Annotated in this window: 15 protein-coding genes; 5 read left to right on the plus strand and 10 right to left on the minus strand. The window is 71.4% G+C overall.

Annotation, left to right across the window (positions count from 1 at the left end; translation table 11 throughout):
- Positions 1-80: 80 nt before the first annotated feature.
- The 3 genes from ACIA5C_RS17980 to ACIA5C_RS17990 all read right to left on the minus strand — a co-directional run bounded on the left by ACIA5C_RS17980 (position 81) and on the right by ACIA5C_RS17990 (position 2,602).
- Positions 81-1,133: a lactonase family protein gene (locus tag ACIA5C_RS17980; protein ID WP_396055848.1), complete on the minus strand. Its 1,053-nt coding sequence runs from the start codon at positions 1,131-1,133 to the stop codon at positions 81-83.
- Between the two features lie 12 nt (positions 1,134-1,145).
- Complete coding sequence (locus ACIA5C_RS17985; RefSeq protein ID WP_396055850.1) at positions 1,146-1,691, minus strand: hypothetical protein; 546 nt, start codon at positions 1,689-1,691, stop codon at positions 1,146-1,148.
- A 116-nt stretch (positions 1,692-1,807) separates the two neighbouring features.
- The gene (locus ACIA5C_RS17990) at positions 1,808-2,602 is read right to left on the minus strand and encodes a hypothetical protein (protein ID WP_396055852.1); all 795 of its coding nucleotides are present in this window, start codon (positions 2,600-2,602) and stop codon (positions 1,808-1,810) included.
- 141 nt (positions 2,603-2,743) lie between these two features.
- Here ACIA5C_RS17990 and ACIA5C_RS17995 point away from each other — a divergent pair, with 141 nt between their 5' ends.
- A complete protein-coding gene (locus ACIA5C_RS17995) occupies positions 2,744-4,315 on the plus strand; it encodes a BTAD domain-containing putative transcriptional regulator (RefSeq protein ID WP_396055854.1) in 1,572 nt (523 codons plus the stop codon).
- A 54-nt stretch (positions 4,316-4,369) separates the two neighbouring features.
- On the opposite strand, the gene ACIA5C_RS18000 is transcribed toward ACIA5C_RS17995, so the two are convergent.
- Genes ACIA5C_RS18000 through ACIA5C_RS18015 form a run of 4 tightly spaced genes read right to left on the minus strand, consistent with a single transcriptional unit; the run spans position 4,370 to position 9,296 of the window.
- Positions 4,370-4,969 (minus strand): GTP-binding protein, encoded by a 600-nt coding sequence (locus tag ACIA5C_RS18000; protein WP_396055856.1) that lies wholly within the window; start codon positions 4,967-4,969, stop codon positions 4,370-4,372.
- A complete protein-coding gene (locus ACIA5C_RS18005) occupies positions 4,950-5,333 on the minus strand; it encodes a DUF742 domain-containing protein (RefSeq protein ID WP_396055858.1) in 384 nt (127 codons plus the stop codon). Before ACIA5C_RS18005 ends, ACIA5C_RS18000 begins: the two co-directional genes overlap by 20 nt.
- On the minus strand, positions 5,323-5,745 hold the full coding sequence (locus ACIA5C_RS18010; RefSeq protein WP_396056650.1) for a roadblock/LC7 domain-containing protein: 423 nt from the start codon (positions 5,743-5,745) through the stop codon (positions 5,323-5,325). The genes ACIA5C_RS18005 and ACIA5C_RS18010 overlap by 11 nt, the downstream gene beginning before the upstream one ends.
- Positions 5,742-9,296, minus strand: a complete 3,555-nt coding sequence (locus tag ACIA5C_RS18015) for a nitrate- and nitrite sensing domain-containing protein (protein WP_396055860.1) — start codon at positions 9,294-9,296, stop codon at positions 5,742-5,744. Before ACIA5C_RS18015 ends, ACIA5C_RS18010 begins: the two co-directional genes overlap by 4 nt.
- A gap of 283 nt (positions 9,297-9,579) precedes the next feature.
- Here ACIA5C_RS18015 and ACIA5C_RS18020 point away from each other — a divergent pair, with 283 nt between their 5' ends.
- From ACIA5C_RS18020 to ACIA5C_RS18030, 3 genes are all read left to right on the plus strand, one after another.
- Positions 9,580-10,317: a hypothetical protein gene (locus ACIA5C_RS18020; RefSeq protein ID WP_396055862.1), complete on the plus strand. Its 738-nt coding sequence runs from the start codon at positions 9,580-9,582 to the stop codon at positions 10,315-10,317.
- A gap of 11 nt (positions 10,318-10,328) precedes the next feature.
- Complete coding sequence (locus ACIA5C_RS18025) at positions 10,329-11,672, plus strand: hypothetical protein (RefSeq protein ID WP_396055864.1); 1,344 nt, start codon at positions 10,329-10,331, stop codon at positions 11,670-11,672.
- A 147-nt stretch (positions 11,673-11,819) separates the two neighbouring features.
- The gene (locus tag ACIA5C_RS18030) at positions 11,820-13,208 is read left to right on the plus strand and encodes a nitroreductase/quinone reductase family protein (RefSeq protein WP_396055866.1); all 1,389 of its coding nucleotides are present in this window, start codon (positions 11,820-11,822) and stop codon (positions 13,206-13,208) included.
- 204 nt (positions 13,209-13,412) lie between these two features.
- Here the strand turns inward: ACIA5C_RS18030 and ACIA5C_RS18035 are convergent, their stop codons facing one another.
- Entirely contained in the window at positions 13,413-13,943 is a 531-nt protein-coding gene (locus ACIA5C_RS18035) for a hypothetical protein (RefSeq protein ID WP_396055868.1), read from the minus strand.
- 225 nt (positions 13,944-14,168) lie between these two features.
- On the minus strand, positions 14,169-16,490 hold the full coding sequence (locus tag ACIA5C_RS18040; protein WP_396055870.1) for a peptidase: 2,322 nt from the start codon (positions 16,488-16,490) through the stop codon (positions 14,169-14,171).
- A gap of 154 nt (positions 16,491-16,644) precedes the next feature.
- On the opposite strand from ACIA5C_RS18040, the gene ACIA5C_RS18045 reads away from it, so the two are divergent.
- Complete coding sequence (locus tag ACIA5C_RS18045) at positions 16,645-17,889, plus strand: cytochrome P450 (protein WP_396055872.1); 1,245 nt, start codon at positions 16,645-16,647, stop codon at positions 17,887-17,889.
- On the opposite strand, the gene ACIA5C_RS18050 is transcribed toward ACIA5C_RS18045, so the two are convergent.
- Complete coding sequence (locus ACIA5C_RS18050) at positions 17,849-19,333, minus strand: beta-N-acetylhexosaminidase (protein ID WP_396055874.1); 1,485 nt, start codon at positions 19,331-19,333, stop codon at positions 17,849-17,851. The two genes, ACIA5C_RS18045 and ACIA5C_RS18050, sit on opposite strands and share 41 nt — an antisense overlap.
- Positions 19,334-19,356 lie beyond the last annotated feature (23 nt).

The raw sequence follows: 19,356 nt of genomic DNA on the forward strand, positions 1-19,356 counted from the left end.
CGATCAGTGCGGGAATCCGTCCGCTTTCGCGGCTCCCATCCGGCTTGTCGGGAATTGCCGGGTCTCACGCATGATCTGGTTCACCCGGCAACCATCGGTGTCCAGCGCAGAAGACACGTCGGGGTCGGCTCGGCGCTCGGCTCGCCCAGCGCCACCGGCACTCCGGTCTCCCGATCGACCCGAAAGCTGCTCACGCTCTGTGACAGTTGATTGGCTACGTAGAGGTGATCGCCGAGCAGCGTCATGTGCCGCGGCCACTTCCCGCCGGTCGGCACCTCGGCCACCAGCGTGGCCTGGTCGCCGTCCCAGTTGAAAACGGACACCGTGTCGGGTCCCCGGTTGGCGACGTAGACGAACCGGCCGGCGCGACCGCAAATGATCTCGGACGGGTAGTTGACGCCCTCCTCGCCCGAAGCCGCCACCTCGCCCTCCAGCACCAGCGAGCCGCCCGGGCCCGGCCGGTACCACCCGAGGGTCGCCGACAGCTCCCCGACCAGCAACAACGCGCCGTCGGCCGAGTGGCGCAGGTGGCGCGGGCCGGTGCCGGGCTTGGCCACCACAGCCGGCGGCAGCATGGTCAGCCGCCCGGCGAACGGGTCCAGACGACACCGCCACACCCGGTCGGACCCGAGGTCCGCCACCAGCCACTCCCCCCGGTCGGCACGGACCATGTGGGCGTGCGGACCAGCCTGCCGGTCCGGCTCCGGGCCGCTGCCGACCAGGTCGAGCAGGTCGGTCCGCTCACCCGGAGTGCCATCCGGCGCCAGCGGGTGTACGGCGACCGAGCCGCTCGTGTAGTTGGCCACCAACAGGTGCCGGCCGTCCGGAGAAACGGCCAGGTGAGCCGGGTCGTCGCCGCCGGTCGGCTGCACCGCGAGCGGGGTCAGCGCGTGGTCGTCGCCGACCGTGAACGCGCTGACCGTGCCGCCGTCGGCCAGTTCGTTGACCGCGTAGAGCACCGGCAGACGCGGGTGCTGGGCCAGGAACGACGGGGACGGCGTGCGCGCCCCCAGGCCGAGCCGGGTCAGGACACCGGAGGCCGGATCGCGCCGCAGCAGCGAAATGCCCTCACCGTCACCGCCCTTGTCACCGGTGTAGCTGCCGACGAAGACGTACTCAGCGTTCGCGCCCATGCTGAGATCCCATCACACCGCGCCGCGGATCAGAGCGCGGGCCGCTTCCCGGCACGGCGCGTCGAGGGCCACCCGGTAGCGCGCGACGATCACGTCGGCCACGTCCGGGCGGCGGCCGCTGAGCCGGCGGGCCACCACACCCTCGGCGGCCGGATAGCGGTCGGCCAGGCCGAGCGCGGCGACGACCTCCCGGAGCGGCACCGGAACGCCGCTCTCGGTGGTGCCCATCGCCCGCAGCAGGACGTCGGCGTAGCCGGTGCCCACCTCGGCGATCTCGGAGGTCAGCTCCGGAGTGCCGGCTCCGGCGGCCAGGGCGGCGTACGAGAAAGAGCTGAGCCGCCCGTCGGCCCGCCAGAGATAGAAGCGCCGTGCGTGGTGGCTGCCGTGCAGCCGCCACCGCACGCCGGCGCTGCGGCCGGTGCGCCATTGCGGCCACCGGAAGCAGTAGTACTCCTCGACCGCCTCGGCCCAGAGCCGGGCCACGCCGAGATCGTGCAGACACCGGACGTGGCAGGCACCGGGCAGGACCTCGTCGTCGGTGACCCCGGCCGCGAGCATCCAGGGCAGTACGACCCAGTCCTGGTCCTCGAGGCCGAGAACCAGCCGGCCGCAGAGCGAGCAACGGCCGTGCGGACCCCCGTCTGACCCGCACGACCGCCGCTCCCCCGGCTCGCTCAGCTGTTCAACATGTCGTAGACGGCGGAAACCGCCTTCTGCTGCTCGCCGGCGGCCGGAGCGGCCGGCGTGGTGGTGCTGTCGTAGTCGCCGTAGACCGCCGAGTACGTGTGCGCCTTGACCTTGCCGGCCGCCGGAACCTTGAGGTCGAGCCTCGTCAGCCGACCCTTGGCGTCGGTGGTCGCGGTGAACGGGACCGTCTTGGCCTTGCCACCCATCGCCTTGAGCGCGGCGTTGTCGACGATGTCCTCGACGCCGGTCTGGCCCAGGTCGGTGACGCCGCTGTAGTGCCCGGCCGACGTCTGCTCGACCTTGCCCGCGCTGGCGATCACCTCGTGGGCGTAGCCGGGGTCACTCTGGTCCTCGCCGTACGCCAGCGGGCTGTTGTCCTTGTCCTTGATCTTGCTGGGGTCGATCAGCTGCCACTTGGCCGGGATCCTGGGCAGCCCGGGGGTGTTCGACGGCGAGAACTTGATCTTCACCCAGGACTTCGAGTCGAGAATCAGGAACTTCATGTCGAGCGTGACCGGTACGCCGTCCTCCTTCTGGGTGATGCCGATCGACATGGCCTTCCGGGGTGCGTCGACGACGCCGGCCAGTTTCCCGTCGATGTTGCTGACGGTGAAGTGGTAGGGGCCGGACTTCTCGTCCGGGACCGAGGCCAGGAGAACCTCGGCCGGAGTCCTGGGTGTCTCCTTGGCCGTCTCCTTGGCCGGCGCGTCGTTCGTGGCCGCGCTGCAGCCCGCGATGGAGATGAGTACGAGAGCGCCGAGGCCGGCAATGCGAGCAGTCATGGCAACAGGTCCTTCTGCGAGGTGGTCGAAGTGACGGCGGTCAGCCTGCGGGACACGACTGCCGGACCGCTGCCGCTATGCTGCTGCCGGCTGCCGTACTGCTGCCGTTCTATGTCTGCGCTGGTCAAGAGGGGGTCGGCAGTGCGCTTCGAGATTTTGGGCGAGGTGCGCGCACTCCGCGAGGCCAACGTCGTCGACCTCGGTCCGGCCAAGCAGCGGGCCGTGCTGGCCGTACTGCTGCTGCAACCAGGCCGACCGGTGCCCACCCACCAGATCGTCGACGCGGTGTGGGGCGACGACCCGCCCGAGAACGGCGCCAACGTCGTCCAGAAATATGTGGCCGGACTCCGCCGGGTGCTCGACCCCGACCGGGCGCCGCGCACCCCGGGCGAACTCCTCGCGCTGACCGGCAGCGGCTACGTGCTCCGCACCGACGAGGCGAGCGTCGACGCCGAGGAATTCCAGGCCGCGCTCGCCCTCGGCGACACCCACCGGCGGGCCGGCCGACCGGCCGAGGCGGCGGCCGCGCTGCGCGGTGCACTGGCCCTGTGGCGCGGCGACGCGCTGGCCGGGCTCACCAGTCCGGTCTTCGAGGCCGCCCGCAACCGGCTCACCGAGGCCCGGGCGAACGCGTGGGAAAAGTGGTCCGAGATCGAGGTCTCGCTCGGACACCACACCGCGGTCCTCCCCGACCTCTCCCGGCTGGTCGAGGAATTCCCGCTGCGCGAAGGACTGCGGGCCCAACTCATGATCGCGCTGCACCAGGCCGGGCGGCAAGCCGAGGCGCTGGCCGCCTTCCGCGACGCGCGGGCCTACTTCCTCGAGGAATTCGGCGCCGAACCGGGCGAACGCATGCAGGAGGCGCACCGCAAGATCTTGCGGGGCGAGCCGTTCTACACCGAGCCCGTCGACCCCTGGGCCGGCTCCGCCGAACCCATCCCGGTCCCCGACTCACCGGCCCCCAGCCTCAGCGTCAGCATCCCGATGACCACCCCGCAGCCGTACGCGGTGCCCTACGCCGCCATCCCGCCGGGCGACCCGTTCCTGTCGATGCTCACCTCGGTGCAGAAGGAACGCCATCGGCTGCCGCTCGGCGAACTGTTCCTGGCGATCCTGGCACCGCTGGTGTCGTTCGGCTTCGGCACCTGGTTCTACTTCGTCTACGCGGCCACCAAGCACCACGACCGGCGGCAATACTTCGTGGCCGCGATCTACGCGGTGCTGCTGCTGGTCGGCTTCTCCCTCGCGTTCGTGGTCGACCCGAGCCCGGTCGACAGCGACGTCTTCACCACGGCGGAAAACGTGGGCTTCCCGATATTCCTGATCCCGCCGCTGATCTCGGCCGCGCACGGGGCGCTGGTCGCAGTGCACCTCGGCGCGGGCCGCGGCGAATGGGCGCGCCGCGAATCGGCCCGCCAACTGGCCGCGTTCGACCCGGCGCGCGCCCGGCAGATCGGCATCGGACGCCCCGCGCAGCTGCGCAGCTTCTCCGACGGCGGGCTCGTCGACATCAACCACGCCGCGGCGTCCGAGCTGACGGCGCTACCCGGAGTCGGCCCCGAACTGGCGTACCGGATCGTGCACGACCGGCATCAGCGGGGGCCGTTCCGGACCGCCGACGAACTGGTCGCACGGGGCCTGGTCACGGCCCGGCAGATGGCGCGGATCGAGCCGCGGGTGGTGTGCATCGCCGCCGCCCCCAGCTTCCGCTAGCGCGACCCGGCCGCCGCCCTTTCGCCTAGCGCGACCCGGCCGCCGCCCTTTCGCCTAGCGCGACCCGGCCGCCGCCAGCTGGCGGCGCGCCACGTACTCGACCAGCTCGATCAGCACGTTGCGGGCGCCCATCGGCTCGCGGGCGTCGAACAGCACCACCGGAACACCGGGGTCGAGGTCGAGGGCGCGGGCCACCGCGTCGGTCGCGAACCGCTGATCGGGATCGAAACAGTTGACGGCCACCACGAACGGAGTGCCGCGCTGCTCGAAATAGTCGATCGACGGGAAGCAGTCGGCCAGCCGGCGGGTGTCGGCCAGGACCACGGCCCCCAGCGCACCCTCGGACAACTCGTCCCAGAGGAACCAGAAGCGATCCTGCCCCGGCGTGCCGAACAGGTAGAGCTGCAAGTCGTCGGTGATCGTGATGCGACCGAAGTCCATCGTCACCGTCGTGGTGGTCTTGCCCTCCACGCCCGAGAGATCGTCGGCGCCGTCGACACCGGTGAGAATCTCCTCGGTCTGCAACGGCCGGATCTCGCTCACCGACCCGACCATGGTGGTCTTGCCGGCACCGAAGCCACCGGCGATCAGGATCTTGAGCGCCGTGGGGATGCGCGACAACCCGCCGTTGCGGTCAGAGCGCACGGAGTCCATTGACAACCGCCTTGAGTACGTCGACGTCGTGCGGCTGCGCGGCCGCCGGGGGTTCGTACAGCGAGATGAGGCCTGCCGAGCGTAGATCACCGAGCAGAACCCGGACGACACCGATCGACAGATCGAGAGTGGAGGCCAGTTCGACGACCGAGATCGGCTCCCAGGCGGCCGCCACGATCGCGTGGTGCTCGGGCTGCAGCCCGGGCATCGAGACACCGTCGGGCACGACCGCGACCACGAACGCAACCAGGTCGAACTCGCCACCTTGGGGGGCGACCCGGCCCTGGGTCATCGCGTAAGGCCGGACGACCGGCCCGGCGTCGTGGTCGAGCCAGTGCAGGTCGCCCGGAGCGTCAGCCGGCATCGGAGGACGCCGCCGCGGGACGTTCGGGAGCGGTCATGTTCTGCCCCACCCGGGTGACCAACATCGCCATCTCGTAGGCGATCAGGCCGAGGTCGGCCTCGCTGGCGGCGAGCACGGCCAGGCACGCGCCCTGGCCGGCGGCGGTCACGAACAGGAACGCCGACTCCATCTCGACCACGGTCTGACGCACCGGGCCGGCCTGGAAGTGCCGGCTCGCGCCCTTGGCCAGACTCTGGAACCCGGCCGCCATCGCCGACAGGTGCTCCGCATCGTCCCGGCCGATGCCCGACGAGGCGCCCATCATGAGCCCGTCCGCCGACAGGACCACCGCCTGCTGGGCCGTCGGCACTCGCTCCACTAGATCGTCGAGGAGCCAGGTGAGGTTCGCGCTCTGCTTTGTCGTTGTCACTATGCGTCCTTCTCCGGCCTGGTCACATCGGTCTGCTCGGTCCCGGTCGCGCGGTCGCCCACCGCGCCGTCACCACCGGTTTCGTCTTTCGCCTCGCCCGCGGCGGCCGCAAGGTTCACGATCGCCGGGAAACTGACGGTAGCCGCATCGGCGAACGAGGCGCCCCCGGACAGTGCCCCGTTGCCCGTTTTCTCCAGGTCGGACGACTCCGGCGTGGAATCAGCCTCCCGGGATGTGGGATCGGCCGGCGACGGCTCGATCCGGGCCGCGTCGCGGCGGCCACGCTGGGTGCCCTGCTGCAGGGCGCTCATGATGGCGCGGATCTGCTCCGGCGGCCGCAGCGGGACGGTCTCCTCGTCGGGCAGTGGGGTCGGCGGGCGATGACGAAGTTGGGGCGCCAGGTTGGCCTGCCGCACCCGGCGGGGCAGCCCGTCCTCGGTGGACGGGCCCGGCTCCCCGGCCGCAATCCCGCCGCCGTTCCCGTTCCCGGAGCCGTTCCCGGTGCCGTTCCCGCGGCCTGCGCCTCGGCCGATCAGGCCTGAGCCACTGCTGTTCTCGGCGCTGGGCGTGCTGGTGTCGGGCGTGTCGGAGCTGCTGCCGTTTCGGTCGGGCGGGGAGGTGGGGCTGCCGGTCGGCTCCGAGGGCGGGCGTCCGACGGCGGGCAGGCTGATCGTCGGAGCGTCCAGGCCGGGCAGGTCGAGGCCGGCGGGCGAGCCGAAGCCGCCCGGCCAGCCGAGGCCGCTCGGCAGGCCGCTGGCCGACGCCGAGCCCTCGCCCGGCTTGCGGTCGCCGGGCTCGGCGGAACCGGTCGCCGAGTCGTCGGCGGGGGTGCCGGTGCCGGTCGGTCGGTGGATGCCCGGCCGGTCGGTGCCTGGCCGATCCGTGCCTGGCTGATCCGTGCCCGGCAAATCCGTGCCCAGCCGATCCGTGTCCGGCAGATCGGTGCCCGGCCGATTGGCTACGGGCGACGGCGGACCGGAGGTCGGCGCCGCGAACATCGGCGCGGCCGAGGTCGGGGCCGGCGGGCCGGAAGCGACCGGCCCAGGCTGCCCGGCCTGGGGGAACAGGGGCGAGGAGGAGGTCGGCGTCACAGGCGATTCCGGCGAGCGGGGCGCCGGGATGCGCGGGCCGGCCAGGTTGGTGAAATCGCCGCCGGTAAGCCCGGCCAGGCCGCTCGGCCCTTCCCGATCCGTTCCACCCGGGCCGGTCGGATCGGTACCGGCGAAGCCGGCCGGGCGGGCCAAGCCGGTCGATTCGGTCCCCGCCAAGCCGGCCAGGCTGTCCCGGCCGGGCGAATCGGCTCCGGCCAGGCCGTCCGGGGCGAAGCTGGTCGGGCCGCTTCGGTCGCGGGTGGTGGGTGGGGTGGAGGCCGGCTTCGGGGTTGTGGGGCGGCGGTTGCGGCGGCGCTGTACCAGGCCGTCGGCGTTGAGTTCGCCGGGTGGGGTGGTCGGGGCCGGAGTGGCCGGGGCGGGGCCGGTCAGGCTCGGCGCGGCCGGCCGTGGTTCCCAGCCGGTTTCGGCGAGCTGACGGGCTGCCGTGCCGTTGATCGTGACCGGGCGGCCGGCGACCGAGACCTGGCCCGGGCCCTGCAGGGCGGCCAGCGAAGGGCGGTCTTCGGTGCCCGAGCCGACCAGCGGACGCTCGAGCGGTTTCGCGATTGGTCCCGGGCCGACCACGATCAGGTCGGCGGGGATGAGAACGATCGCGGTCACACCGGCGTACGCCGAAGGGCGCAAGGAAACCCGGATGCCGTGCCGACCGGCGAGTTGCGCGACCACGAAGAGGCCGAGACGGGCGCTGTCCGAGGGGTCGAAGTCGGGCGGTTCGAGCAGGCGGCGATTGGCCTCCTCGATCGCCTCGGGGCTCATGCCGAGGCCGCGGTCCTCGATCTCGATCGCGTAGCCGTTGGGCAGCACCTGGCCGCCTACCTGGACGCGGGTGTGCGGCGGCGAGAACGACGCCGCGTTCTCCAGCAGCTCGGCGAGCAGGTGGATGACGTCGCCGACCGCGCGGCCGAGGACCGCCGACTGTTCGATCGTGCGGATGTCGACGCGCTTGTAGTCCTCGACCTCGCTGATCGCGCCCCGGACGACGTCGATCACCGGGACCGGGTTGCGCCAGCCTCGCCCGGGTGCGGCGCCGGCCAGGATGACCAGGTCTTCGGCGTGGCGGCGCATGCGGGTGGCGAGGTGGTCGACCCGGTAGAGGTCTTCCAGTTCCTGCGGTTCGTTCTCGCGGCGCTCCATCTTGTCGAGAAGTGCCAGTTGGCGGTGCAGCAGCGTCTGGCTGCGCCGGGCGATGTTGAGGAACACCTCGTTGACGCCGCGGCGGACGGTGGACTCGTCGACCGCCGACTGCACAGCCGTACGCTGCACGTCGTTGAACGCGTTGCCGAGCTGGCCGATCTCGTCCAGGCCGTACGCCAAGGGTGGCGCCTCGACCGCGACGTCGACCGCCTCGCCGCGCTGAAGCCTCCGCACCACCGAGGGCAGACGCTCGTCGGCCATCTCCTGGGCCTCGGCGCGCAGCCGGCCCAGCCGCCCGACGATCGAGCGTCCGATCTTGACCGAGACGATGAGCGAGATCACCAGGGCGAGCAGGCCGAGGACCGCGGCCAGGGCGAGCCGCACCAGCACGCTCACGGCCAGCGGGGTCGCGCGCTTGGCCAGCGAGTCGGTCGCGCGGTCCTCGAACTCGCGGACCTGCTGACCGACCGCGACGTAGGTCGGGCGGTAGACCGAGCTGGCGACCGGCGGCGGAGCGTCCACCTTGCTGTCCTGCACCAGCTGGTCGAGCATCTTGTCGAGCCGGATGTAGCCGTCGCCCGCGCTGAGCTCGACCCATTCGGCCCGCTCGCTCGCGGTCATGTCGTCGATGCCCTGATCGAGCAGGTAGCGCGCGGTGCCGACGTCCTGCAGCAGCTCGTCGCGCATGTCGGCGTTGAGCGAGCCGGCCGCGGTCGCGCCGGCCACCAGCGAGTCGACCCGCCCGAGGTATTCCTCGCCGTTGCCGACCGTGGTCAGCGCCTTGAGCTCGCGGTCGATCGACTGGTCATTGAAGGTGGCGCAGGCGGCGAACATCTTGAACGCCCCGTCGATGACCTTGTTGTAGAAGTTTTGCGCGCCGATCGCGTCGATCTCGCGGCGGTCGATGTGGCTGCGGTTGCCGGTCAGGCTGTCGAGCTCGGTGATGATGCCGGCGATGCGGTTGTGGAGCGCGTCGTTGGCCGCGTTCTGCACCGCGTCGCTGCCGGCCGTCCGGCGGAACTGGGCGGCGACCCGGTCGGTGGCCGCGCGCTGATCGGTGAGCGCCTTCGGCACGGCGCCGGAGCCCGACAGGTATTCGACCGAGAACAGCCGTTCACGCTGCAGCTGGCCGACCAGCTCGATGCCCGGGGTGCCGACCTCGTCGACAAGTGTGCGAGCGTGCAGCAGGTTGAACGCCGGTCCGGCGGTCAGGGTGGTCGCGAAGATCCAGAGCGCGAGGAACGCCACCAGCGGCACGGTGATCAACGCGATGATCTTCGAACGGATCGACCAGTTGCGGGTTCTCATCAGGCTCCGCCCGAGGGTTGGCAGCTTGCGGCGCATCGGCGGTTTGCTGAGGGCCGGCCTCGTACGCCTCCGCGAGGATACGTAAAACCTTCAATTGCAGCTACCTCGGTGATGAGGCAATTTGTAGATAGTGTCCTAATTGTTCAGGGAGTTTGCGGTTGACTGATCACTATCTGCATCGTCGTTGTTGCGACACAACAATGGACCAACCACCCCTTTTCGCCGGGCGTGATTGGCGACCCACGGTGAGTGGGCATATCGGGGGCGAAGAAGGAGGAGGCCGATGTCCCCCATAGCCATCATCGTCCTGATCATCGTCGTCCTGGTGGTCATCGCCGCGATCGTCTACGGCGTGCAAGCGGGTCGGCGCAAGAAACTGCAGAGCACCTTCGGACCCGAATACGACCGGGCGGTGGCCGACTCCGGCAACCGGACGGAAGCCGAGAAGGAGCTGCGCGAACGCGAGCGGCGGCACGCCGAGCTGGAGCTCAAGCCGCTGTCGCCGGAGTCGCAGGCGAAGTACTCGGCGGACTGGGAAGAGGTGCAGCTCAAGTTCGTCGACGACCCGGCCGAGGCCGTCGGCACGGCCGACGACCTGGTCACCCGCTTGATCACCGAGCGCGGTTACCCCACCCGCGACTACGAGGACCGGCTGGCCGACCTTTCGGTCGAGCACGCCCGTACGCTCGGGAACTACCGCGACGCGCACGAGATCAGTGAGCGCAACCGTGCCGGCGAGGCGAGCACCGAAGATCTGCGCCAGGCGCTGGTGCACTATCGGGCGCTCTTCGCCGACCTTCTGGGCACCGACCCGGTGCAGGCTCCCGACTCGGCGCCGGTCGCCGGCCAGTCGGAGCCGGTCAAGGTTTCCGATTCGTCCGACCTGCCGGTGAGCGGTGCGGACACTGCCGCCGAGCGGTCCGATGCTGCTACTACTGAGGACACTCCGAAGACGTCGGCGCCGGCTCCTCGCAAGGCCGCCGACGACACGACCACGACCGCCTCGGACACCAGCCGCTAGGAGCCGCGATCATGCGTTTCTTCTCCAACGAAGCCAAAGAGAACGACGACCGGGAGGTCGCCGACAACGAGAACGAGCGTGATCGCGCCGAGACGGCGGGAGCACCGACGCCGGTGCCGCAGCAGCGAAGCGGGTCGCCGTGGAGCGATGCGCCCGGTTCGGACACGGCGGAGGCGGACGCGGTCGAGCCGCAGGCGCACGACGACCGCGAGGAAGCGCGTGACGGGAATCCGGATCTGCGCGACGAGTCGCTGCGACGGGACGACAGCGAGGAGCGCCATGACGGCGACGATCTCGTACGCGACGACGAGTCGCCCCACCACGACGACCCCCTCGACCTTCCACTGGACGACCACGCGGGTTCGCACCGCGCCGACTCCGACCTGGCCGACTCCGACCGGTCCGGCTCGGACGTGGCCGGGCAGGATCGGGCTTCGGAGGTCTCGGACGCCTCGTCCGGGGTTTCCGGCGCGCCGGACGTTGCCGACGCCTCGGACCGGTCCAACGTCTCAGATCGCTCGGACGTCTCGGACCGCTCCGACGTATCGGATCTGTCCGACCGCTCCGACCCCTCGGACCTCTCGGATCAGTCGGACGTCTCGGACGCCTCGGACCGCTCGGACGTCTCGGACCGCACTGACGTATCGGGCTTGTCGGACCACTCCGACGCCTCGGACCTCTCGGATCGGTCGGACGTCTCGGACGCCTCGGACCGCTCGGACGTCTCGGACGTCTCGGACGCCGATCGGATCAGCGTGCCCGGTGCCGAGCAGGGCGGCGGCACGACGACCACCTATGGGCCGGACGGATCGGTGGCCACGGTTGACGGCGCCTCCTCGGACTCGGCCGACGATCGGCGCGACTTCGACGAAGCGGCTCCGGTCGTGGCTACCGCGCCGGTCGGGACCACGAGCCCGGCGGCGGAGACCGGTGGCGCCGAGGCCGCCTCCGAGAACCCCGCCTCCGAAAACACCGCCTCCGGGAACGCCGCCTCCGGGAGCACCGCCTCTGGGAGCACAGGCGATGCCGCGGCGGCTGCCGCGGTGCCGGTCGGTGCGGCCGAGACGGCCACCGCGGCCAAGCCCGACCCGAGCGCCTCCCCGGTCGGCGACCGGCTGTTCACCGACGGTGACTCGTTCAACGACCGGCTGCGCGACATCGCGCTCAACTTCGTCGACAACCCCAAGGAAGCCACCCAGCAGGCCGGCGCCCTGGTCGACGAGGCGATCGACAAGGTGACGAGCGCGCTCAAATCGCAGAAGGACGCCCTGACCGGTGAGGGCGACGACACCGAACGGCTGCGGGTCGAACTGCGTGGCTACCGGGACATTCTGAAGCGCATCAGTTCGCTTTGATCGCACGGGACGGCGCGGAGGCGAGCAGCCTCCGCGCCTCGCTGCGCGGTCAAAATCCCGTACGGAAAGAAAGCTGACGCCCCTTGTCAGCTTTCACCGGATAGCTTGGCCGGTGTGCGTGCCGGCCGTTTGGTTTCTCTCCTGCTGTTGTTGCAGACGCGTGGCCGGATGACCGCTCAGGCGATCGCCGACGAGCTCGAGGTTTCGGTGCGGACGGTTTATCGCGATGTCGAGTCGCTGGGGGCGGCCGGCGTGCCGATCTATGCCGATCGCGGCCCGACCGGCGGATATCAATTGCTCGACGGCTATCGCACCCGCCTGACCGGAATGACGTCGGATGAGGCGGGTTCGCTCTATCTGGCCGCGATGCCCGGCCCGGCAGCCGAATTGGGGCTCGGCTCGGTGCTCGCCGCCGCGCAGCTCAAGCTGCGCGCGTCGCTGCCGGGTGAGCTGGCGGAACGCGCCGATCGCGTACGCGAACGCTTCTACCTCGACGCACCCGGATGGTTCCGGGCCGACGAGCCCACGCCCTATCTTTCGGCAGTTGCCGATGCGGTGTGGAGCGGGCGGCAGATGGAGATTCGCTATCGGCGGTGGAAGGCGCCGCGCGAGGTGACCCGCACGCTCGATCCGCTCGGGGTCGTGTTGAAGGCGGGCCGGTGGTACCTGGTGGCCGGGTCGGGGACGCGCACCACCACCTACCGGGTGACGAACATTTTGTCGGCGTCGCTGCTGTCCACGCCGGTGGTGCGGCCGGACGGGTTCGACCTCGCCGCATTCTGGCGGGAATGGACGTCCCGTTACGAACAGAGCGTGTATCGGCTGTCGGCGACGGTACGGATGACGGCGGCGGCACTCGAACGGATGGCATTCGTGTTTCCGCCCGAGATGTCCCGGCAGGCGCGGGCGGCGGCGTCGCCACCGGACTCGTCCGGCTGGCTGGTGACTACCGTGCCGATCGAGTCGGTGCGGCACGGGCATATCGAACTATTGAAGCTCGGCGATGCGGCGGAGGTTTTGGCGCCGCCGGAACTCCGGGCATTGTTCGCGCGGACGGCTCGCGGGCTGGCCGCACTCTACTCCGACCTACCCGACGAGAGAGGATATTTCATGACGATGCCGGATGACCAGCTGGCGTATAACCGCCAATTGATCGCGGAGTTCCGGGCCGACGGTGGCGCCTCGATGGGGAATCGACCGTTGCTGCTGCTCACCACCCGCGGGCGCAGGTCGGGCGCGGAACGGACAAGCCCGATGATGTACGTGCGGGCGGCCTCGGACGATCGATTGCTGGTGATCGCCTCCAACGCGGGGGCGGCCCAGCACCCGGCCTGGTACCTCAATCTGACCGCCACCCCCGAGGTGACGGTGGAGCTGCCAGGATCCCGGTTCTCGGCGGCGGCGGCGCCGCTGACGGGGGCCGACTACGACCGCGAGTGGTCGATCATCAAGGAGAAGTTCCCGTTCTTCGCCGAGCACGAGCAGAAGGCGGCGGGGCGGCGGATCCCGGTCGTCGCGCTGACTCCCGAAGGCTGAGCTGCCGAGCGCTCAGCGCCCCTGCCGATCAGCGCCCCGTTGGTCAGCGCCCCAGCTGCTCAGCGCCCCAGCTGCTCAGCGCCCCAGCTGCTCAGGGCCTGAGCCCTCGACGTTGCCTGAGCCTTCGCTGCCGCCTGAGACTTAGCTGCCGCCTGAGGCCCCCTGCCACCTGAGACCACGCTGTTGCTGAGCCCTCGCTGCCGCCTAAGCCGTGCCCACATCTGCGCCGTTGCCTGCACCAGTGCCGTTGCCTACGCCTGCGACTGCGCCGTTGCCTGCACCCGTGTCGTCGCCGCCGTCCGTGTCGTTCCCGGTGGGGCTGCTAGGGGGTGGTGACGGGGGCTGCGAGTCGTCGCCGGGGTCGGGACTTGTGCTGTTGTCGGACGGGTCGGTGGAGGCGCTCGGGGACGTGGACGGGCTCGGGGAGTCGGGGGCGGGTGACGTGGGTGGGGTGGTGGCGGTCGGGCTGGTTGACGGCTTGGCGGAGTGGGTGGTCCTCGCCGGGCGTACGTGGGTGCGTGGGGTGGCGCCTACCGGGGTGGTGTCTTCGCCGGTCTCGGTGTCGCCGGCGGCGGTGCCGCCCATCAGCTGGGTGGTGTCGTGGGTGCGGTCGACCGGCACGGGCCGGCCCGGCGGCGCCACGTCGAACTGGCCGAACTGCGCGCCCAGCCACAACGCGGGGCCGAGGCCCACGGCCACGATTGCCCCGAAGAGCGCTAGCGGTCCCCGATCCATCAGCGCGCCTCCCCTGCTCCAAGGCGATGATCGCGTCCCGCCCCGACGATCAGGTACCCAAACCGGGAAACGGTAAGCGAATGGCCTCTGAGATTATTGTGACCGAAGGTGACGGTTTGGTCGCTGGAACGTCGCGGATGCGACCGTGTTGTCGCGTCGCTTTCAGGTACGGCTCAGCAACCGCGCGTCGTTCACGCCGGTTTCCGCAAGATCTGAACTGGCCACTCAGGGGACCGGGCCGCCCGACGTGGGGGTGGCGGCGGCGAACTCGAGGCGGGGGTCGCGCGGGGCAGCCTCGGGCTCCTCGCGTGAAGAGCCCGGGGCGCGGGTGCGGGTCAGGAACGCGACGGCCTCGTCGAGGGCCTCCCAGCCGCCCTGCAGTTCGTCCGAGTCGAGGGTGGTGCGGACGGTCAGGACCGAGCCGTCGGCCAGCGTGAGTTCCCACTGCCGGCGACGGCCCTGCATGACCGCGGCGCGGGTGACGTCGGCGTACGGGATCAGCCTCGCATCCGCCTCGGAGCGGCCGGGCTCGGCCGCGAGGTCGGAGAGGGGGTCCGGTGCCAGGTCGGCCTCGGGCGGCGGGGAGTCGGCATCCGACCCGGCGTGGACGTCCGAGGCCCGCGGGGTCGCGGCCAGGGTGCCGTCGGGGTTGATGCCGGCGGCGGCCAGGCGGGCCAGGCGGCGGCGGGCGTCGCCGTTGCGGGAGCGCGGCAGGGACGGGAGCAGCAGCAGGCCCGTCTCGAGGATGAGCAGGTCGGTGCGTGCGCCGTCGGCCAGGACGTTGACCACGCCGCCGTGGACCGGCACGCGGGCCGGTGGGCGGGCCGGGTCGGGCAGGGCGGCCGCCGCGAGGTCGATACCGAGTTCGGTGAGGCGGGCCCGGGCCAGGTCGACGGTGGCCGGGTCGGCGGCCAGGGCGGCCGGTTCGGCCAGGTCGAGGTACGCGCCGTCGATGGCGACCAACTCGGCGGTGCCGCTCCAGCTGTGGCGCCAGCGGGCGGCGCCGCTGCGGAGGGCGGCCAGGGCCAGCAGCAGGGTGATCAGGTCGGTGATGCGCTCGCCGGCCTCGGCCGGTGGCAGGCCGGCGAAGACGACTTCGGCGGCTTTGGGGAGGCGGCCGTCGGCGACCAGGTCGAGCACCTCGGCGAGGCCGGGCACCGGGGTGCCGACGGCGTGGCCGATCGCGCGCAGGGCGGCGTCGGCCTCGCGTTCCATCTCGGCGTTGCGGGTGATGCTGAAGAACTCGTCCCAGTCGACCGTGGTGCGGCCGGTCGCCGGGAACGCCACCGCCTGCAGTGCCCGGCCCAGGCCGGGCAGGTCGGGGATCAGCCCGGCGGCCGGGTCATCGGGCGGCACGACGGCCTGGAGGGCGGGCCCTCCCGCGCCGAGCCCGGGCCCGCCGGCCGGGCCGGCGGTCGCCGGCTCGGTGTCGGCACCGGGCGCGGAGGAACCAGCGGAAGCGGAGGAACCAGCGGAAGCGGAGGAACCAGCGGAAGCGGAGGAACCAGCGGAAGCGGAGGAACCAGCGGAAGCGGAAGGAGCGGAGGAAGCGGAAGGAGCGGAGGAAGCGGAGGAAGCAGCGGACGCGGCGTCAGGGGCTGCGGGGTCGGCGGGCGCGGGGATCAGGGCGGAGAGGGCGGTGATGCGATCGGCGAGCGGCGGGTGCGGGTCGCCGTCGGGTACCGGTTCGGGTGGGAGGGCTCGCAGGCGGGCCATCTCGTCGGGGCGGGCGGCCAGCACGCGGAGGAGGCCGCCGAAGACGTCTTCCGGTACGAAGCCCGCCTGCCAGCCGGAGCTCAGGTATTCGGCGTGGAACAGCTGCTGCATCTCTTCGAGGGCGGGGGCGTCGCGGAGCACCGCGAGAGCCGCTTGAGGGCCGGCGAACGAGGCGGCGGCGCGGTCGGCCGCGAGTTCTTGCGCCCAGGCGAAACAGGAGTCGAGGCGGCGGTAGAACGACGCGTACGCCCGGAGCAGCGGGCCGGCCGGGCTGCGCCGGGGGATGCGCCGGACGATGCGGGCCACGGCGAGGCGGCCGCGGTAGGCGACCGGGGCGAAGCGGCCGAGGACCGTCGAGCCGTGTGCCAGCTCGTGGGTGATCACGGCGCCGAGGCGGGCGGTGTCCCACGCCTGGAGCAGCGGGAGACCGAGGTAGAGCTGGCGGGGGCCGCCGCGCAGGCCGATCAGGCGGGAGCGTTCGCCGACCCAGACGCCGGCGTCGGCGATCACGGTCACGCCGTCCGGCGGGGCGGCCTGGGCGGTGGACGCGGCGGCGTCGATCAACGACCACAGGCCGGGCGCGTCGGTGCGGCTCACCGGGACGCCGGCCGGGGTCACCTGGCGTACGCGAAGAGCGCGTGATGTGGCGAACCAGAGCAACCCGGCGGTGGCGATGCACAGCGGCGCGCCGATCCGCACCGCGACCGCGGCCGGCAGAAGGGCCAGGACCAGCAGCACGATTGCCAGTGCCGCCACCACCTGGGCCCAGGCGATCAACCAGAAGCCGGCGACCAGGGCGGCCGACCTCGTCGCCCGATTGCCCTCGCGCACCCCACGCTCCCCACTAGAAGAAGTTCGACCGGATCGGGAGCAAGCCTAGGGTGGCGGTCCGACGAAACCGGAGACGGGAGGTCCGCCGGAGGGGAGATTTAAGGAAGTTTTTGAAGCCGGTTTCACGCCGTTACCGAGGGGGATACGGACCGCCATGGCGTCTATCGACCAGACTCTTCTGATCGCCCTGAAGGGGTACGCGTGGTTACCCGATCTGCGTCGCCGGACAAATGGGCGGCCGGTGGCGATCCGGGTGATGGGTCAGCGGGCGGTGGCGATCGGCGGTCCCGAGGCGGCGCGGTTCTTCTACGGCGACGGCAACTTGGAACGGCACACCGCGCTGCCGCATCCGGTCGTCGCCACGCTGTTCGGCCGGGGGGCGGTGCACACCCTCGACGGTCCCGCTCACCGGCATCGCAAGGCGATGTTCGTCGACCTGCTGACCGGTGACGGCATCGACCGGCTGGCCGAACTGGCCGAGGAGGAGTTCGAGGTGGCCGCGCGCCGGTGGCGGGGCGGCCCCGAGATCTCGCTGTTCGACGAGACGGCCGGGATCATCGCGACCGCGGTGACCCGCTGGACCGGCGTACCGGAAACGCAGAGCGACCCGGAGGCCCTGCCGGCGGACCTCATCGCCATGGTCGATGGTTTTGCGACGCTCGGGCCGCGCCATGCGCGGGCCCTCGCGGCGCGCCGGCGCCGGGAGAGGTGGCTTGCCGGCATCATCGAGAACGTACGCCGCGAGCAGAGCACCCGCAGTCCGCTGACGTCGATCGCGCACTACAGCGAGGACGGGCGCCTGCTGGATTCGCGCACCGCGGCCGTCGAGGTTCTCAACATCATCCGACCGGCGACGGCCGTGACCTGGCTCGTCGCCTTCGCGGCACACGCTCTGGACCAGTGGCCGCACCTGCGGGGCGAACTGCACCGGGACGAGTACGCCCGCGCCTTCGCCCACGAGGTGCGCCGCTTCTACCCGTTCGCCCCGTTCCTCGGCGGCCGGGCCACCCGTGACCTGCGTTTCCAGGGCGTGGACATCCCGGCCGGCGCGCTGGTGCTGCTCGACGTCTACGGCCAGCACCACGACGAGCGGATCTGGCCGGAGCCGTACGCGTTCCGACCGGAGCGCTTCCTGGGCCGCCCGATCGGCGAGTTCGAGCTGATCCCGCAGGGTGGCGGCGACCCGCGCACCGGCCACCGTTGTCCCGGCGAGCAGATCACCATCGCCCTCCTGGCGACGCTGGCGCAGAGGCTGGCCGCGCTCGACTACTACCTGCCGCCGCAGCGGACCGGGATCGACCTGAGTCGCATCCCGGCCCGTCCGCGCGACGGCATCCGGATCGTGGTGCCGGTGCCGGTCAGGACTCCCAGTCGATCTCCGGGTCCTGGTAGAAGGTGATGCCCTGGGCCGACCAGCGCGGCCCGAAGGCACCCAGCCGCCGGCTGAACGGCTCCCAGTCGCGGGCCGCCCGGGGCGTCCACGCGACCTCGGCGATGGCCGCCAGCCGGGGGAACGTCATGAAGCAGACGTCGTCGAGGCTGCGCAGGGTCTCCGACCAGAGCGCCGACTCGACGCCGAGCACCGACTCCTCCCCCACGCCGGGCAGCCGCTCGGCCGGGTCCCAGTCGTACGACCGCTGGATGCCGACCAGGCCGGCCCAGTCGAGGCCGAGGGGGCTCGACTCGTCGTACTTCTCATATTTCATGTCGAGGTAGGTGCGGTCGGCCGGCGACATGATCACCTGGTGGCCGGCCGCGGCCGCGCGGGCGACCTCCTCGTTCGACGGCTCGATGCGCCAGTACTGCGGGATCGCGGTCGGGGGCAGGTCGACCGTGGCCATCTCGTGCCAGCCGATGGCCCGCTTGCCGTACTTGCCGACCAGCGGCAGCACCCGGGTCATGAAGGTGCGGTAGTCCTCGGGCGGGGTCGCGAACGCCTCGTCGCCGCCGATGTGCAGGTAGGGCCCGGGGGTCAGGGCGGCGAGCTCACGCAGCACGTCTTCCACGAACTCGTACGTCTTCTCGCTGCTCGCGACCAGTGAGCTGTAGCCGACCTTGGTGTCGGTGCGGGGCTCCGGCGCCTGCCCGTCGGCGGTCAGTTCGGGGTAGGCCACCTGGGCCGCGTTGACGTGCCCAGGCATGTCGATCTCGGGGACGATCGTGACGAAGCGCTCGGCCGCGTACGCCACCAGGTCGGTGTAGTCGTTCGCGGTCAGGAATCCCGGCCCGGCGCCGTCGACGCCGGTGCCCTCGCCGCCGCTGACCTCGGTGAGCCGGGGCCACGAGTCGATCACGAGCCGCCAGCCCTGATCGTCGGTCAGGTGCAGGTGCAGGTGGTTGATCTTGAACTGGACGATCGCGTCGATGTAGTCCCGGACCTGCTCCGGCGTGAAGAAGTGCCGGGCCAGGTCGAGCATCGTGCCGCGGTAGGCGAAGCGGGGCTCGTCCTCGATGCGGCCGCCGGGCAGCGGTACGTCGCCGCCGGTGCCGAGCGGGATCAGCTGCCGGATCGTCTGCACCCCGTTGAACAGGCCCTGGGCGCTCGGGGCGCGCAGCGTGACGCCGTCCGCCTCGATCACCAGCGCGTAGCCCTCGGGATTTTTCCCGTCGTCGGCGCCGGTCCCGCCATCGAGGAGCAGCTTGATCGAGCCGTTCGCGCTGAGCGGGATCGGGTGGCCCGATGCCTCACGCAGCAGCCCGGCCAGCAGCTCAGCCACACCGCTGGCTGCCGGGTCGGCATGCACCGCCGTATCGGCGGTGACAGTGAAGGTCGCGGCCTCGTCGGGCCGTACGGACGCCGGAAGGGGAATGACGTCACCGAGTCGTCTCATGGGAGCGCGCACGCTGGAAACCTTAAACTGTCTTT

This window comes from Actinoplanes sp. NPDC051343, from assembly GCF_044455125.1.
Taxonomy (GTDB): Bacteria; Actinomycetota; Actinomycetes; order Mycobacteriales; family Micromonosporaceae; genus Actinoplanes.